Genomic DNA, 18,286 nt, shown 5'->3' with positions numbered 1-18,286 from the left:
CGCTTTACCAGGCATCAAGCGGATAGGAAGTCATATCTCATTGATGCATTCGTGTATAAAATGAAGAAAAAGGACAGAGGAGGTTACATATGTCTACTGCAATTATTTGTGCGATTTTAATTGTACTTTGCTACTTTGGATTAAGAAGCACTATAAATAGGACGAAATATGGCTGCTGCGGAAGCGGCGGCAGCGAAGTGAAGAAAATTAAAGCTGTTGATAAAAATATATCCCATTATCCTTATACCCGAACCTTGGAAGTAGAAGGAATGACCTGCGGGAATTGCAAAAAGAGAGTGGAGAATGAGTTTAATAGCCGGGAAGGATTATATGCTTCCGTGGATCTGAAGAAAAAACTGGCAGTCATACATATGAAAGCGCAGATGCCGGAGGATGAGCTGAAAGAGATGGTGAGAAAAGCTGGATATACTCCCGGGAAGATCAAATAAATGCATTGACTTTATGATAGGTTAAACAAGTCATAAGATATATGAAAAAATTGATAGCAGTAAGCGGCGGGCAAAGATGGTTTTATTTTGATTCCATGATTACCTGCTGCTTTTTTATTTTTATAGACCTAATTTATATAAAAAATAGATTGTTTTTCCTTTTCATACATGATAAGTTGATATCAGATAGGAGGGGATCTGATGATAAAAGTAACATTTTATGATTCTGTCGAGGATCATTTGCTGGAGTATGCAGTCATAGCTTCACGGTACAAGAATAAATGGATATTCGGTCCAGAATCTTGATGAGAACGAGGAAAGTTCAGTCCGTCTACACCCACCACTTGCCCTGTGTGTCATTGATTGCCCAATAGGGAGGCTTGGGCGAGCCGATGTTTAAGTCACGGTCATTGCGTCCATGGGCGGTGCTGCCGCGCCGGATTAAGGGAGCTTCCACCTGATAAGTACGCTTGGAAGAATTTGCCTCCATCATGCGTTCCAATAGAAACTCTGCTGCCATTTCCCCCAATTGATTGATAGAGGGCGCCATAGTTGTAAGTCCTCCCCCTGCCATGGATGCCCAACCAAGCTCACTGAGCTTTCCCCAGTCGTCATAGCCCATAAGACCTATCCCATGAGGCATGGGAATTCCCAGTGAAAGGATTGCCTGAGCGCATGTCATTAACATCATGCCGTTGGCCGCTATGATGGCCGAAGGAGTCACATCCCGTTCCCCTGCCTGATAAAATGCATACACCTGATTCGCAATGGAATCCAAATCTGATATATCGGATACATATACGGATTTAGAAGGGTCGTTTTCGCCCATATCTCTCATTTTTTCCAGAAAAGCCTCCTGTCTTGCGGCACGGGGGAAGACATGATCAAAGGGTTGTGTAAATAGAGCAATGCGCCCATATCCCTCCTCTTTTAAATGCTCGATGGCATGGACTAAAGGATTCTGATTTGAAATATATGCCATGTCAAACATATAATTATCAATGCTGCGATCTAACAGTACCACGGGAACCCCGTCGTTTGCCAGTCTAATCAGATATGGATTATGGCGCATCGTGGTATTTACAATAAGACCGTCTACCTGCTGCGCCATAAGAGAGCGCAGATATTCTTTTTCCAGTTCATAATTGTTATCACTGCTTGCAGTGATGATTCCGTAACCTTTTTCACGTAAGGAAATACCAATGCTTCTGACGGCAGCCGAAGTAAAAGGGCTGCCGATATCTGCAACCACGATGCCGGCCATCATGCTTCGTTTGCTTTTCAAGGTGCGAGCCAGATGATTCGGTTGATATCCTGTGGCTTCAATAATATGTTCAATTCTCTCTTTTGTCTGAAGGGACATATATTCATATTTACCGTTTAAATATCGTGAGACAGTTGCTTTCGATACCCCAGCTAAGTTTGCTATATCCTGAATGGTCAGTGATCGTTCGGGCAATGCTTGCTCCTCCTTTTGTAATAAATAAGATAGAATTAGTTTGAGAAACCGTTTTCTTTAGTTTTATTATAGTTTGTTTTCTTTTAAAGTCAAGTTTCGGAAACATTATTTATTAAAATATATAGGTATGTGTTGTAAAAATTGCATAATTTAGAAACCGGTTTCTAAAGCTCTTTTCACAAAATAATTATTTTTACATAATTTTCCTTGTAATTAAAAAAAATATTCAGTATAAATAATGCAATGAGTGAATATCTCTGTGATATTGTGGTAAATGTTAAATATTTTTGGCTTTACAATATAAAAATAGTCAAATATCCCAATGCGTAGAAAAACAGCTCATTATGATAAGGCACTTGTTAACCGGTATCTAAACTAATTGAGGAGGAAAGAGAATGATGAACACGGTAGTAGGTATTTTGTTACTGATTACATATGTGGTATTTGCCATATATGCCGCAAAGGGTGGAAACCTCATGATTGGTTTCTTCGTGATGGCAGTATTATGGGCAGGATTAGGTGCCATCGCTGGAGTGACAGTCTGGTCCAGTACCACGGAGGGCATGATTGATATTAATAATGGTATTTTTGAGCAGGGACCTGAACTATGGGGATCTACGGCTGCCATTATTATTTTTGGTTCCTGGTTTGGGCGAATTCTGGTGGATACGGGAATAGCCAGAACCCTGATTCGAACAGCAGTAGAATGGGGCGGCGATAAGCCTGCTCTTACCTGTATCCTTCTTTCTATAGTAACAAGCTTAATTTTTACTTCAGCCTATGGTGCCGGTTCAGTGGTTGCTATTGGCGTAATCATTTTTCCTATTTTACTATCTCTTGGAATCTCCACTCATCTGGCTTCGGCCTCCTTTTTGATGAGCGTGGGAGCCGGACTGTATTTAAATAATGGTTGGTTAAAGCAGGTAGGCGCTTTGATTCCAGAATTTGACATAACGATTCCTACCTGGAAAACCTATGGGTTTATTGCTTTTGGTATTCAGATGCTGGCTGTTGTCCTGATGATCTTAGTTAGCAGCAGAGGAACCGCCCAAAAACACGCATGGGCAGCGAAATCCGAACAGGGTGAGAAAAAGGTAGGAGCACTGGCACTACTGACTCCGGTGATTCCTGTTTGTCTGTCTGTGTTCTTAAACTTTAAGCCAATTACCGCCATATTGGTCGCAGTGCTTTGGGCACTGGTCTTTACCGGCAATCTAAAGAACATGAAAGACATAGGGGATATGGTACAAAAAACATTCCATGACGGTGTGACCGATGTAGCACTGGTGTTTGCATTCCTATTCTTTTTACAGATGTTCCTGCGTTCTGCAAAAGTTTGTGCGCCTTTGCTGGCACCGATTATACAGCCTGTGCTGCCTTCTAATCTTCTGATTCTTTTTGTTATATTCGGCTTGTTTTCTGTGATGGCACTGTTCCGCGGACCTTTGACGGTATGGGGAGCAGGAGCAGCTACGCTTGCAATGTTCCAGGCAATCGGTGGTGTGTTTACACCAATGATCTTGTTCCCGCTGTTCATGGTACCGGCCACGACCATTAACGGTTCTATTTGTCCTACCCAGTCCTGGTGTCTGTGGGCAATCAGCTACACCAAGACAGATTTGAAACAGTATTTTAAGACCTGCCTGCCTTACGCACTGGTTGCAGCATTGGTTTTGGAGATGGTTGCTTACTTTATGTTTGTGTAGTCGAATGAATTAAAATGCCTCCAATAGTGGAAGGCACAGCATATGTAAAGCAGGAAATTACCAGAGAAAGGGAAAATACCTGCCTCATGATTGATTGGAGGATTGTTTCATATGAGCAGAGAAATAAGAGTTGGTATCGATGTGGGCGGCACCCATACGAAGGCTGTTGCCATCGATAATGCCACTCATGAGATCGTTGGACAAAGCATTGTCATGACCAGCCATGACCATGAACTGGGGGTGGCAGCTGGTGTAATCGAATGTTTTAAGAATTGTCTGACTGCAAATGGCATCAAGCCGGATGATGTAGTATTCATCGCACATTCCACGACCCAGGCGACCAATGCGCTGCTGGAGGGCGATGTGGCAAAGGTTGGAATACTGGGAATGGGACCCGGAGGCCTTGGAGGCATTTTGTCAAAGAAGCAGTCCGCTGTGCCGGATATTGATCTGGGTACAGGGCGGAAGATAGAAATAAACCATACCTATCTTCCGGTAAAGAAAGCCGATGATAAAGGTATAGAAGGTGCGGTGGAACAATTGCGGGATGGAGGGGCGCAGGTTTTGGTAGCATCACAGGCGTTTGGCGTTGATTCTAACGATGATGAGGAGAGAGTACGGGTATATGCGGAGAAAAATGGCATGATGGTATCAATCGCCTCTGATATATCAAAGCTTTACGGCCTGACCAGCAGAACCCGTACCGCCGCCATCAATGCTTCCATCCTGCCCAAAATGATGAATACAGCCAATTCCACTGAAAGCGCCGTACATAGCTCAGGAATCAACGTCCCCCTGATGATTATGCGCGGCGACGGAGGTGTCATGGATATTGGCGAAATGAAAAAGAGACCGGTCTTGACCATGCTTTCCGGTCCGGCAGCCAGCGTTATCGGAGCCTTAATGTATCTTAGGGCATCCAATGGTATTTACTTTGAAGTAGGAGGCACTTCTACAAACATAGGTGTTATTAAAAATGGACGTCCGGCTGTGGAGTATGCCGTAGTTGGAGGACACCGGACCTATGTCAATTCATTGGATGTAACGGTTCTCGGAGTTGCAGGGGGATCGATGGTAAGAGCTGCAAACGGGAAGTTGGTGGATGTGGGGCCGCGAAGCGCCCACATAGCAGGTGCGAAATATGCCGTTTATACTCCGCAGGAGGAAATTGATGAACCCGAACTGGAGTTTTTTGCACCGAAAGCAGGAGATCCTGCGGATTATGTGCGAATCAGGCTGGCGAGCGGAGAACGGGTGACCATAACCAATTCTTGCGCTGCTAACATTTTAGGGTATGTAAAGGATGGAGATTACAGCCAGGGAAATGTAGAATCTGCACGCATTTGTATGAAGCCTTTGGCGGATTATTTAGGTGTCTCCATAGAAGAATGCGCACGCCAGATTTTGGCAAAATCATGCGAAAAGGTCGCTCCGGTCATTACCGGATTTGCCGAAAAATATAAAATCGAAGCAGAACAGATCTCTTTGGTTGGCTGTGGCGGCGGTGCGTCTGCCTTACTGCCGTTTACCGCTGAGACGATGAAGCTTAATTATTCTATACCCGAATATGCGGAAGTCATATCATCCATAGGCGTGGCCTTAGCTATGGTCCGGGATGTGGTAGAACGGGTCGTGCCCAATCCTACCGGTGCGGATATCGTGGATATCAAAAAAGAAGCCAAGACCCTTGCCATAAAGAGTGGAGCCGTGCCAGATTCTATAGAAGTGCAGATAGAAATTGACCCCCAGACCAATAAGATTACGGCCATTGCCTTAGGTTCCACAGAAGTACAAACAACTGACCTTTTAAAGGCCTGTGATGAAAAAGAAGCGAGAACGCTGGCGGCGGCTTCCATGAATTTGACGGAATCTGATTTGGAATGCCCCATATCTAATGATCTGTTCTATGTATTTACCGCCGTAAAAAATCAAAAGACGCAGCTCCGCCTTCTTGATAAGAAAGGTTTTATCAAGGTACAAAGAGGTGATGCGAAAGCGGTGACATTTACAGGAGAAGTATGGGAAGAAGAAGTGGAAAAAATGTGGAATTCCATGCTTTCTTATAAAAATGAGATGGAAAGGACGCCGGATCTCTACCTGTGCATAGAAGGCAAAGTCCTGGATTTTGCCAACACGATAAGCCTGGAGCAATTGAAAATCATTATGGGGACAGAATTTGTCGGTCTGGCTCCTGAGGAAAACGTGATTTTGATTGGTGCCAGAAGCGAGATGTAATATGAAGGGTTATCTGGATCGTTATTTTGCAGATATATCTGATCGGGTCTGGCATGAATATTTATGGAGCCATGACCGGCTTTGCCGCAGAATAGAACCTGAATTAAGAGAACAGTCTGCACAGGCTGCCGCTTGGATCGGGATATCCGCATCCAGAAGAATCATTTCAGGACATTCGGCTGTTTCAATTAAAAACCTGATTGAAGCAGCTGGATGTCGGATAGAAAAGGTTCTGGACGATCCCTTAAAGCAGCTTCGTCCTTATCTGTTTGCAGAATTTGAAGAGCCTGATCGGATTACTGTTTATGAAGAACGTGTATCAAAAGTACAGCAGTTACTGGAAAAGGAACGTCTGGGGGTGTTTTCGGACAACGCTCATACCAGTTCCTACAACTGTTCTTTGGCTGAGCAGGTGATTTTGGCACATGAGTTTTTTCATTTTCTTGATTATGAAGGCAAGCTTACAGACGGCATAAGCCGCATAAGAATTACAGCCTTTGGGAAGTTGAAGCTTCAGGTCAGAGTGTCTGCGCTGTCTGAAATAGCTGCCATGGCTTTCGCACGGGATCTGCTTGCTTTAAATGTGCATCCCTGCATTCTGGATTTGTTGCTTTTGCATAATGTAAATTTTTTATAGGGAGATTATTATGAATGCTGTATTATACCTCATTGCTTTTGTTGCTTTTGCAATTGTATCAGCCACCTTTGTGGTTGTTGGAAAAAGACGGTACAGGAAAATAACGAAAGACGTGCTTGTTTTGCGTGAGACTCTTTTTACCGCTGTATTGGGGGCTGCGCTATGGGGCGAAGCCATGGTCCTGCTTTATTGGAGCTTTGCAGATGGCAGCCGGCTATTTACCAGCAGAAATGCCGTTGTTAATACAGTGATTTTCCTGCTTGTAAGCCTTTTGCTGGGTTCATTTCTCATGTTATATTCCCTAGTTAAATGCTATGTGCTTACTCTAACTGGCATCAGCGCATTTGACATATTTGGGAGGAAGAGACAGATCCTGTATCAGGATATTACTAAAATCACAGCTCTGACTGGAAAACGGTGGTCCGTAGAAACCAGCTCAGTTAAAATCATACTGGGTGGGGAGAGGCGGCAAATGAATGAAACTGTCAAGTATCTTAAAAAAAATTGCTTAAAGGACTAGCCGCCGAGCTAGTGACTTGGTATAATTTCTTAATAAAGGAGCAACTATGAGGTTTCAATGTTCTTTGACAGTAGTAACAAGAAATTAAAAGCATTTTAAAGAGGTTCTGGACAGTGTAATGACTGTGGAGAAAACGGCAAAGCGAATGGATGCACCGATAACCTATGCACGGAAAACTTGTTGAAAGAGGGGGATAATATGCTGGAAAAGATACCATCGCAAGAAGAAATGACCTCCCTGATAGGGGAGACTTTATTCGAACTATGGAAAAGCCTTTGTGAAAGAATTGAAGAGAAGTATGATATGGAGCGTCAGTGGAACAGCGGTGGAAAAAGGTGGAAGTATGAGTACAAATACCGCAGAGGCGGGAAAACCCTTTGCGCGTTGTATGCCAAAGAGGACTGCTTTGGATTTATGGTAATTCTGGGACAAGCGGAACGGGAAACCTTTGATCGGGAAAGGCAGAACTATTCCCCGGAAGTCCAGAAGGTGTATGATGAATCAACGACATACCACGATGGAAAATGGATCATGTTTATGATAAAGGATCAATCGCTATTCGATGATATGATGCAGCTGTTAAAGATAAAAAGAAGGCCCAATAAAAAGTAATAAAATGATTCGGAGGAAATATATGAGGTATCAGTGGATTGATGAATATTTGAAATCAATGAAAGGTGTATCCAGTGATTTCAAGGAGGAATGGAATTGGACCAGATATCTTCTTGGTGATAAGATGTTTGCGGCGGTGTGCAAAGATGACCAGGGTAGGGACTTTTTGATCACATTAAAGCTGGAACCGGTAGAAGGCCAGTTTTTAAGGCAGCAGTATGAGGATATCATCCCCGGCTATTATATGAATAAGGTTCACTGGAATTCCATAAAAGCAGATGGAAACGTTCCTGATGATTTGCTGAAGGATTTACTGGAAAAATCATACCGTCTGGTATTAGCCGGGCTGACGAAGAAGAAACAAAGTGAATTGCTGGGAGAGTGAACATTTCTATAGGATTCACCAGTAAGCAAAGTGGGGAATACAGGTGGAACACATATGAAATATTTTGGAGAAGGTTTAAGCGATGCGCATAAGGCATTAAATAAAATAATCCGTAAGGAAGATGAAATCGAGCAGGCGAAAGCTCTCTTTTTAAACCTGCACAGGGAACTTCACCTTTCAGAAGTATCGGAAGGGGTAGAAAATGAAGTGGACAGACTTCTTGGAGATCTAAAAGCAGATGAATACGCCATCATGCCAACTGGAAAGGATGAAACCATAGCATGGGTTTTATGGCATATTGCCAGGATCGAAGATCTGACCATGGGGATCCTGGTGGGAGGCGGGAACCAGCTCTTTGATGACGGTTGGAAACAAAGAATGAACTCTCCAATCACTGACACCGGCAATTCCCTGTCAGACGGCGAGATCATGGACCTAAGCCGGAAAATTAATGTTACAGAGCTGCTTCATTACCGGAACGAGGTCGGAATCAGAACCAGGAATATAGTTAAAAATTTATCATCAGCCGATATGAGAACGAAAGTTCCGTCATCAGGGCTTGATAAAATTCTTTCAGAAGGCGGAGTGACAAAACAGGAAGATTCCGTTTGGCTTCTGGATTTTTGGGGTAAAAAGGACGTTGCAGGGATTTTGCTGATGCCGCCTACCCGCCATATCATGCTTCATCTAAATGACTGCTGTAAGTGGAAGGAATATATTCGGACGAAGAAGCGGTATCATGGGATGAGTGACGGCTCTAATCAGGAGCTGCTTCTATAAGTTTTTGACCGCAGTCTCGATGAACTGCGGTTTTTTTATTTACTGAAAATACCAAAAAATCTTATGCTGAAAAGGAACTAAAATGTGAAAAAGATATCAAATTATCAAATTAATCAAATCAGATCCGGATAAAAAAATTCATCTGTATAGATAAAGTGAATCTACAAAAAGATAGGGGGCTGAAAAGTTTGCTTAATAAGCAAAATTATTGCATAATGTTAAAAAATAGACATATAAAGATAATTAAATATCAATAATGTTAAAAAAATATTTAAATTGACAGATTAAACTTCGGGGGTATAATGGATACATAAATAAAAATATCGGAACCAAAGAGAATAAAAGGAGAGGAGAAAAATTATGCAGAACGTAGAGCTTCAAAAGAAATATCAGTTATTCATAGGCGGACAGTGGAAGGATGCTTCCGATGGAAAAACATTTCCAAGTATCTGTCCGGCCGATGGGAGGGTGCTGACTGAGTGCGCCGAAGCAACAAAGGAAGACGTTGATGAGGCGGTCCGGGAAGCATGGAAGGCTTTTGAAACCTGGAAGCATGTACCAGTAAATCAGAGAGCTGCCATTCTGAATAAGATTGCGGATATCATAGATGCAAATAGGGAACATCTTGCCATGGTGGAAACTATGGACAACGGGAAACCCATAAGGGAAACAATGGCGGTCGATATTCCTCTTGCAGCTCAGCATTTCCGCTATTTTGCAGGCTGCATTCTTGCGGAAGAGGGCAGTGCTAATATGCTGGGAGAAAATACCCGAAGCCTGATCCTCAAAGAGCCTATCGGCGTAGTTGGGCAAATCGTTCCTTGGAATTTTCCTTTCCTGATGGCAGCCTGGAAGCTGGCACCGGTACTGGCAAGCGGCTGCTGTTCAGTCTTTAAGACCTCCAGCACCACTTCTCTCAGCGTTCTGGAGCTGGCAGGGCTGATCCAGGATGTGATCCCGGCAGGGGTGTTAAATGTTATTACCGGAGCAGGTTCCAAGTCCGGGCAGTATATTTTGGAACATGAAGGTTTCCGGAAGCTGGCATTTACCGGCTCAACGGAAGTAGGAAAGAACGTAGCCCTTGCAGCAGCGGAAAAGCTGATTCCGGCTACTTTGGAGCTAGGCGGCAAATCAGCCAATATTTTCTTTGAGGACTGTAATTGGGAGATGGCCATGGATGGTTTACAACTGGGTATTCTCTTTAACCAGGGCCAGGTGTGCTGTGCGGGCTCCAGGGTCTTTGTGCAGGAAAGTATTTACGACAAGTTTGTGGAAGAAGCGGTTAGACGGTTTAACCAGGTAAAGGTCGGCCTTCCGTGGGATGAAAATACCCAGATGGGAAGTCAGATCAGCAAAGGGCATATGAAAGAAATTTTAAGCTACATAGAGATAGGAAAATCGGAAGGAGCTGCTGTACTTTGTGGCGGAGAGCAGATTCTGGAGGGCGGACTGGAAAACGGAGCTTTTTTAAGGCCAACACTCCTTGGCAATGTGACAAACGACATGAGGGTGGCACAAGAAGAGATCTTCGGTCCTGTGGCATGTATTATTAAGTTTAAGACTGAGGATGAGGTTGTCGCTATGGCCAATGACAACCAGTACGGACTGGGCGGAGCAGTATGGACCAGAGACATCAATAGGGCAATTCGGGTTGCCAGAGCGGTGGAGACCGGACGTATTTGGGTTAATACCTATAATTCCATTCCTGAGGGAGCCCCTTTCGGCGGATACAAGACCTCAGGAATCGGCCGTGAGACACATAAGGTCATTCTGGAACACTACACCCAGACAAAGAATATCATGATTAATTTAAATGAATCTCCTTCAGGTTTTTATCCGGTTAAATAAAGAAAGAGTAGGCAGAAAGCGGTTTTGGAGTACACAGCTCCAAAGCCGCTTTTTGCATGGGAAAAGGCATAGACCGGAACGAAGAAATGTAATAGATAAAGAAATGTGATATATTACTTGACAAAATAAAAAATTGGCAGTATTCTAGTAATTGTACAATTAATACCAAAAATTCTAAGAAAAGGAGGCAGATACTATGAAACGTAATTATTATGCAATTGGAATGAATAGAATAGAAAAATTATTTTATATTAATTCAGTCTGCCTCAGTGAAGATAGAATCTCATGATAATTGTTATCAAGGGATGAGTGACGGCTCTAATCAGGAGCTGCTTCAATGAGTTTTAAACCGCAGTCTGAATTGACTGCGGCTATTTTTTTGCAATTTACCGAAAAAGACCGCACTATGCAGTTTTTTTCGGTTTTTTTTACATATAAGGGTTATACCCATTCATGCTTGCAGTAAATAAAGGAGGAAAAGTATGAAAAATCTATGGAAGTATGGAAAGAAGTACAGTTTACTGTATGTTTTGGCGATTGTGGCTATGGTCGTCAGCATCCTTTTGGATGCAACGGCTCCCCAGATCACAAAGCATATTATTGATGATGTTATTGTGGGGGGAGAGATGCAGATTCTCATGAGGCTGCTTTTAGGGCTTGTGGGAATCGGACTTGGAAGAGCGGTACTTCAGTACACAAAGGAATTTATATTTGACTATGCCGCATCCGGGATCGGATGCAGTTTAAGGAAGGATTTATTTGACCACATCCAGACCCTTTCCATGGGATATTTTGACAGCCACAATACAGGAGAATTGATGGCCAGAATCAAGGATGACGCAGAACGAATCTGGAACGCTTTCGGATTTGTGGGAATGCTGGTCTTAGAATGTTCTATTCACACGGTCATTGTTATTGTCTGTATGTACCGTCTAAGTCCCAGTCTAACACTGATTCCGCTGGTAATTCTCCCTCTGATCGCCTGGTATGCGGTCAAGATGGAAAACGGTCTGGGAGAGGTTTACGATAAGATCAGTGAGCAGACCGCCGAATTAAATACGGTTGCGCAGGAGAATCTGGCCGGGGTCCGTACCGTTAAAGCCTTTGCAAGAGAAGGTTACGAGATCGAGAAATTCAGGAAACACAATAAGCGGTATTACGATTTAAACATGAAGCAGGCCAAACTGATCGTCCGTTACCAGCCTAACATATCCTTTTTATCCAAGGTTCTTTTAATGGCAGTTATTGTTGTAGGAGGTATTCTGGTCATTAACGATAAGATGACAATAGGAGATCTGGGGGCATTTTCCGAGTATGCCAATAACATTATCTGGCCGATGGAAATGGTGGGCTGGCTTAGTAATGATATTGCAGCAGCGGTGGCCTCCAACAAAAAGATCAAAAAGATCATGGAGGAGCAGCCGGTCATACGCAATCCGGAAAGCCCGGTCCAGCCGGAGACGGTCCAGGGAGAACTGGCCTTTCAGCATGTGGACTTTGAACTGGATGGAAAGAGTATTTTAAGCGACATTGATTTTACCTTAACAAAGGGGAAAACCCTTGGCATTATGGGAGTCACCGGCTCCGGAAAAAGTTCCATTGTCAATTTGATCGAGCGTTTCTATGACGTAACAAAGGGAGAAATCCTTTTAGACGGGATCAATGTAAAGGATCTGCCCTTATCATTTCTAAGGGGGCAGGTATCGGTGGTAATGCAGGATGTATTCCTCTTTTCAGACAGTATTACGGAAAATATAAAGACTGGAAATAAAGATGCAACGGAATGGGAAAGCGTGCAGCAGGCCTCCATTTCGGCGGGAGCCCACGGCTTCATTCAGAAGCTTTCTGAGCAGTATGATACGGTAATCGGGGAGCGGGGAGTCGGACTTTCCGGGGGACAGAAGCAGAGGATCAGCATAGCCAGAGCCATTGCAAAAGAAACGCCTCTGTTAATCCTTGATGATTCCACCTCGGCTCTTGATATGGAGACAGAGAAAGAGATCGAGGCCCATCTTACAGAATTAAAGGACAGTTCGAAAATCATTATCGCCCACCGTATTTCAGCAGTGCGCCGTGCCGATGAGATCCTGATCTTAGATGAAGGACGGATCGTGGAACGGGGAACCCATGAGGAGCTTATGGAAATGCGTGGTCAGTATTATAAAACCTATCAGGTACAGTATGGAGAGGAGGAGATGAAATGGCAGTCAATTCAAGCAGAATAGATGAAGATCAGAAGGAAGTTTTTAAAAAGGACACTCTGCTTCGCCTGTATCGATATCTCCTGGATTTTAAAAAGGAGATCGTTATCGTTCTTTTTATCATGGCAGGAACTATAGCCATCAGTATGTCAGCACCCCTTATGATGGAATATGCCATTAATTCCTGTGTGGCTAATAAGGATATGGCAGGCCTTATATGGCTGGGATCTGGTGCAATCGTGCTCTTCCTTTTATTCCTTGCGGGCACCAAGATGCGCATGCGCCTTATGGCGGACGTATCCAACCGTGTGCTTTTGAATATCAGGGAAGAACTTTATAAGCATATTCAGACCCTTGGTTTTGGCTTTTTTGACAGCCGGCCGACGGGTAAGATACTTGCGAGAATTATTGGAGATGTAAATGCCTTAAAGGATGTGTTGTCAGACAGCGTGACTCAGTTGATACCGGATCTGATTACAGTCGTCTGTGTAGCGGTCATCATGCTGATAAAGAATTACCGCTTGGCAATGGCGGCACTGCTGACACTTCCCATATTGGCTGTTGGCATGTTTCTGATTGAGACCACGGTACATAGAAGGTGGCAGATCTACCGCAAAAAAACATCAAATTTAAATGCTTATGTACATGAAGATTTATCCGGCATCCGGATCATACAGAGCTTTGCGGCAGAACCGGAGACAAAAGAGGTATTTCATGACCTGGTTAACCAGCATTATAAATCCTTCATGGATGCGGTTATTGTAGCGGATGGCTTCGGCCCTCTGGTAGAAGTGACCTGGGGACTGGGCGGTTTCCTGCTGTATTTTATAGGAATCCGGATTGTTGGAGTGGAAAATATAGGAATCGGTACATTTCTTGCGTTTTCAACCTATATCGCTATGTTTTGGAGTCCGATCCGGAATCTGGCTAACTTTTATAATAAACTGACCACCAATATTTCCGCAGCTGAACGTATTTTTGATATCATCGATACGGAAGCGGAAATTACAGATCAGGAGGGTGCTAATGTCTTACCGGAAATTAAGGGTGAGGTGGTTTTTGAGAATGTATCCTTTGCTTATGGAGATGAGCCGGACCGGCTGATTCTTGATGACGTTAATTTTACCGTCAAGCCTGGAGAAACCATTGCGTTAGTAGGACCAACAGGCGCAGGAAAGACCACCATTGTAAATCTGATCAGCCGTTTTTATGAAACAACCGGCGGAAAAATTTTTGTTGACGGACACGAAATAAAAGAAGTGACCTTAAATAGCTTAAGAAGTCAGATGGGAATCATGACCCAGGATAATTTCCTGTTTTCCGGAACCATACGGGACAATATCAAATACGGACGTTTGGATGCGTCTGATGCCGAGGTGATAGAGGCAGCCAAAGCAGTCAATGCCCATGAATTTATCATGAAGCTGGAAAACGGATATGATTCGGTGATCAGCGAGAGAGGGGCAGGTCTTTCCATCGGACAGAGGCAGCTTCTGGCATTTGCAAGAACCATGGTGTCAATGCCTGGGATTTTGATCCTTGATGAGGCTACTTCCAGCATTGATACCCATACCGAGCTTTTGGTACAGCAGGGTATCGATGCCCTTTTGCGGGGCAGGACTTCCTTTGTCATTGCCCACCGCCTTTCTACGATCCGCAAGGCTGACCGTATATTTGTTATTGATCAGGGAAATATCATGGAGGCCGGAAGCCATGAGGAACTGATGGAACAGAAAGGCGCATACTATAAACTCTATCAGAGCCAGTTTTCATAAGGCGTATCTGGAAACTGCTTATTTCAAGATGTGCGCATACTTTGTGGGAGATTTGTTCCAATTAAAGGTGTTGCAGTTCACTGTGCCAACGGATTCAGGGGGCAGATATACCACAAAGTGGGGCGTACGGATTAATGCAATGAGCTTTCAAAAATGCCATGGTTTGGAAAAAAGATTGACCGGACGGTCGAAATGCAATAGAATAGAAGGCGAGGTGATATAAGATGACAGAAGGAGCATTGGTTTTAGAAGGGGGTTCCCTAAGGGGCGTATTTACGGCCGGGGTTTTGGATGTATTCATGGAACAGGGAATTGAGATGTCCTATGTGAACGGAGTATCAGCCGGTTCTATGTGCGGCATGAGCTATGTAAGCAAACAGATCGGCCGTACCATTAAAGTGGATTTGGATTACGTCAATGATAAACGGTTTTTAAGCTTTCGGAATATGGTAAAAAACCGCTCCATTTTTAATTTTGATTTCCTGTTTGGGGAATTGTGCGATACACTGGTTCCCTTTGATTATGATACTTTTAGAAAGTCCCAACAGACCTTTGAGGTGGTTGCCACCCGCTGTAAGACAGGTAAGCCGGAATATTTTGAAAAGAGTTCCTGCGAAGATTTTATCAGTGCTGTAAAGGCCTCCAGCAGTCTTCCTATTTTATCCAGCATGATCCCGATAAATGGAAAAAAGTATCTGGATGGGGGCTGCTCCATGTCCGTTGCATATCAGAGAGCCATTGATCTGGGATATGATAAGATCGTTGTAATTCTTACCAGGGAGCACGGATATCGGAAACCTCAGCTTGACAAGTGGACAAAAAAAGGGTATGAACGCTATTTTGCCCCTCTGCCTGAGCTAATGAAAGTTTTAAATGAGGTCCCGGACCGGTATAACCGGATGCAGGAGGAGATTGACCGGCTGGAAGAAGAGGGAAGAATCTATGTCATCCGCCCGGATAAGCACGTTACTGTTCAAAGAACTGAAAAAGATAAGCGAAAGCTGGAGGCCCTGTACGGAGATGGGCGGCGTCTGGCGGAAGAACATATGGGGAAGCTGAAAAAGTATTTAGAGATTGAAGAGTAAGAATGAAAGAGAAACACCTTGCAGGCATACCTTTATGCCCTTGAAAGAAGGGCAGTAAAGTGGGAACACCTTACAGGCATACCTCTTACAGGCATACCTTTATGACCTGAAAAACGGGTATGAAAGAGGAAAGTCTTACAGGCATACCTTTATGCCCTAGGAAGATGGGCATAAAAGAGGAAAGGAAAGTATGGTATAATTTATGAGCATTTATGATACATTGAATCCAATGCAAAAGGAAGCGGTACTCCATACGGACGGACCGCTTCTTGTGCTGGCAGGAGCCGGGTCCGGTAAAACCAGGGTTCTTACACACCGCATTGCCTATTTAATAGAAGAAAAAAGCATCAATCCATGGAATATCCTGGCCATCACTTTTACCAATAAAGCGGCGGGTGAGATGCGGGAGCGTGTAGACCGTCTGGTGGGCTTTGGTGCGGACAGCATCTGGGTATCCACCTTTCATTCATCCTGCGTGCGCATTCTCAGGCGGCATATTGAAAGCCTTGGTTATACGACGAATTTCACCATATATGATTCCGATGACCAGAAAACTCTGATGCGCCATGTGTTAAAAGGCCTTGATATGGATCCCAAGATCTACAAGGACCGGGCGATGCTTGGATTTATTTCCACGGCAAAGAACGAGCTTGTGACGGCCCAGGAATTTGAACTGAATGCCGGCGGTGATTTCAGGCAGAAAAAAGTGGCGCAGATATATAAAGAATATCAGAGCCAGCTAAAAAAGAACAATGCCCTGGACTTTGATGACTTAATCATGAAAACCGTGCAGCTGTTCCAGAACAATCCGGAAATCCTGGATTATTATCAGGAACGTTTTAAATACATTATGGTAGATGAGTATCAGGATACCAATACGGCCCAGTTTAAGCTCATAAGCCTGCTGGCAGGAAAATACAGAAATCTCTGTGTTGTTGGAGATGACGACCAGTCCATCTATAAATTCCGCGGCGCTAACATTGAAAATATCCTAAACTTTGAAAAGGCTTATCCAGGGGCAAAGGTGATTAAGCTGGAACAGAACTACCGGTCCAGCCAGAGCATTTTAAATGCAGCCAATGAGGTGATCCGCCATAACCGGGGACGAAAGGATAAAACTTTGTGGACTGCCAATGAGGAAGGTCCTCTGGTACAGTTTAAGCAGTTTGATAACGCCTCGGAAGAGGCAGATGCCATTGTCCGGGACATTTTAAACAGCTCTTCTGACTATCAGGACTGTGCTGTCCTTTACAGGACCAATGCCCAGTCCCGTCTGATTGAAGAAAAATGCCTTCAACATAATGTTCCGTACCGTATGGTGGGAGGCGTAAATTTCTATCAGAGAAAAGAGATTAAGGATGTACTGGCCTATTTAAAGACCATTGCAAACGCACAGGATGATTTAGCCTCTTTAAGAATCATCAATGTGCCCAAGAGGGGAATTGGAGCAACCAGTCTGGGAAAAGTGCAGGCTTTTGCTTCTGAACATGGATTTTCCATTTATGATGCATTCTGCCGTGCAAAGGCTGTGCCAGGACTTGGAAAAACGGCGGAGAAGGTTCTTAAGTTTACCGAACAGATCGAGGATTTCCGGGGAAGGCTTGAAGAAGAAACGTATTCGATCCATGAACTGGTCGAAGATGTACTTGATGAAACCGGTTATCAGAAGGAATTAGAGTCAGAAGGTGAAATCGAGTACCAGACACGTCTGGAAAATATTGAAGAGTTGATCAATAAGGCGGTCAGCTTTGAAGGGGAGCATGAGCATCCCAATTTAAGTGAGTTTCTGGAAGAGGTAGCCTTGGTAGCTGATGTGGACCGGATGGATGATTCGGAAAACAGAGTAACCCTTATGACTCTTCACAGCGCCAAAGGGCTTGAGTTTCCAAGAGTGTATTTAAGCGGCATGGAAGACGGGCTGTTCCCAAGCATGATGTCCATATCCTCAGATGATAAGGAAGATGTGGAAGAAGAACGCCGTCTTTGCTATGTGGGAATCACCAGAGCTCAGAATTTTCTGATGATGACGGCGGCGAGACAGCGTATGGTAAATGGAGAAACCAGATATTCCAAGGTCAGCCGATTCATTGATGAAATTCCTGATGTGCTTTTGGATTCAGATAAGCTGGAACCAAGACTGTCTGCCTCTCGTACGCTTGATTACGATGACAGCGGTCTCCCATGGGGAAGAGCGAAGTCATCCGGCCGGACGGCGGGTGTCAGCAGTTTTGGACCTGGAAACAACTCCTATGCATCAAAAACCGCAACGCCTGTGTCAACCCCCGGTTTTGGCAAAGCATTTACTGTAGAAAAATCAGCTTCTTTAAATTATAAAGAAGGGGACCGTGTCAGCCATGTAAAGTTTGGGGAAGGCGAGGTATTGGAAATCAAAGACGGCGGAAGGGATTTTGAGGTAACAGTCCAATTTGATCAGGCAGGCATCAAAAAAATGTTTGCTTCCTTTGCAAAGCTGAAACTTGTACGAGTTTGATCTAAAAATACATAATTTATTAAAAAAAAGCAAAAATGATAGTAAAAGAATCAATATAATGGTATAATAACTGCGACAGGCAGAGAGACTAAAACTTAGCCGG

The 18,286-nt window shown here is 43.9% G+C and carries 14 protein-coding genes; 13 read left to right on the top strand and 1 reads right to left on the bottom strand.

The window, feature by feature from the left end; genetic code table 11:
* Nucleotides 1–89 precede the first annotated feature (89 nt).
* Complete coding sequence (locus tag H171_RS09830; protein WP_100304975.1) at nucleotides 90–449, top strand: heavy-metal-associated domain-containing protein; 360 nt, start codon at nucleotides 90–92, stop codon at nucleotides 447–449.
* Between the two features lie 331 nt (nucleotides 450–780).
* Here the strand turns inward: H171_RS09830 and H171_RS09825 are convergent, their stop codons facing one another.
* A complete protein-coding gene (locus tag H171_RS09825; protein WP_100304974.1) occupies nucleotides 781–1,908 on the bottom strand; it encodes a LacI family DNA-binding transcriptional regulator in 1,128 nt (375 codons plus the stop codon).
* Nucleotides 1,909–2,303: 395 nt separating this feature from the next.
* Between H171_RS09825 and H171_RS09820 the strand changes: the two genes are divergently transcribed.
* The 12 genes from H171_RS09820 to pcrA all read left to right on the top strand — a co-directional run bounded on the left by H171_RS09820 (nucleotide 2,304) and on the right by pcrA (nucleotide 18,183).
* Entirely contained in the window at nucleotides 2,304–3,614 is a 1,311-nt protein-coding gene (locus H171_RS09820) for a citrate transporter (RefSeq protein WP_100304973.1), read from the top strand.
* Between the two features lie 111 nt (nucleotides 3,615–3,725).
* A complete protein-coding gene (locus H171_RS09815; RefSeq protein WP_100304972.1) occupies nucleotides 3,726–5,849 on the top strand; it encodes a hydantoinase/oxoprolinase family protein in 2,124 nt (707 codons plus the stop codon).
* 1 nt (nucleotide 5,850) lies between these two features.
* Entirely contained in the window at nucleotides 5,851–6,486 is a 636-nt protein-coding gene (locus H171_RS09810) for a hypothetical protein (protein ID WP_100304971.1), read from the top strand.
* A 10-nt stretch (nucleotides 6,487–6,496) separates the two neighbouring features.
* Nucleotides 6,497–7,006 carry a hypothetical protein gene (locus H171_RS09805; RefSeq protein ID WP_100304970.1) on the top strand — a complete coding sequence of 170 codons (510 nt, stop codon included), beginning with the start codon at nucleotides 6,497–6,499 and terminating at the stop codon, nucleotides 7,004–7,006.
* Between the two features lie 198 nt (nucleotides 7,007–7,204).
* Complete coding sequence (locus tag H171_RS09800; protein ID WP_100304969.1) at nucleotides 7,205–7,618, top strand: DUF3788 domain-containing protein; 414 nt, start codon at nucleotides 7,205–7,207, stop codon at nucleotides 7,616–7,618.
* A 22-nt stretch (nucleotides 7,619–7,640) separates the two neighbouring features.
* A complete protein-coding gene (locus tag H171_RS09795) occupies nucleotides 7,641–8,003 on the top strand; it encodes an MmcQ/YjbR family DNA-binding protein (protein ID WP_100304968.1) in 363 nt (120 codons plus the stop codon).
* A 54-nt stretch (nucleotides 8,004–8,057) separates the two neighbouring features.
* Nucleotides 8,058–8,783, top strand: a complete 726-nt coding sequence (locus H171_RS09790; RefSeq protein WP_100304967.1) for a DinB family protein — start codon at nucleotides 8,058–8,060, stop codon at nucleotides 8,781–8,783.
* Between the two features lie 360 nt (nucleotides 8,784–9,143).
* Nucleotides 9,144–10,631 carry an aldehyde dehydrogenase family protein gene (locus H171_RS09785; protein WP_100304966.1) on the top strand — a complete coding sequence of 496 codons (1,488 nt, stop codon included), beginning with the start codon at nucleotides 9,144–9,146 and terminating at the stop codon, nucleotides 10,629–10,631.
* A gap of 482 nt (nucleotides 10,632–11,113) precedes the next feature.
* Nucleotides 11,114–12,856, top strand: coding sequence for an ABC transporter ATP-binding protein (locus H171_RS09780; protein ID WP_100304965.1), 1,743 nt, complete (start codon nucleotides 11,114–11,116; stop codon nucleotides 12,854–12,856).
* Complete coding sequence (locus H171_RS09775) at nucleotides 12,832–14,607, top strand: ABC transporter ATP-binding protein (RefSeq protein WP_100304964.1); 1,776 nt, start codon at nucleotides 12,832–12,834, stop codon at nucleotides 14,605–14,607. The genes H171_RS09780 and H171_RS09775 overlap by 25 nt, the downstream gene beginning before the upstream one ends.
* A 224-nt stretch (nucleotides 14,608–14,831) precedes the next feature.
* Entirely contained in the window at nucleotides 14,832–15,692 is an 861-nt protein-coding gene (locus H171_RS09770; protein WP_100304963.1) for a patatin-like phospholipase family protein, read from the top strand.
* 202 nt (nucleotides 15,693–15,894) lie between these two features.
* A complete protein-coding gene (gene pcrA / locus H171_RS09765; RefSeq protein WP_100304962.1) occupies nucleotides 15,895–18,183 on the top strand; it encodes a DNA helicase PcrA in 2,289 nt (762 codons plus the stop codon).
* Nucleotides 18,184–18,286: the final 103 nt, after the last annotated feature.

This window comes from [Clostridium] celerecrescens 18A, assembly GCF_002797975.1.
Lineage (GTDB): Bacteria > Bacillota > Clostridia > Lachnospirales > Lachnospiraceae > Lacrimispora > Lacrimispora celerecrescens.
The sequence above is the reverse complement of the archived record's forward strand: the minus strand, read 5'-3'. Positions and strand labels throughout refer to the sequence as shown.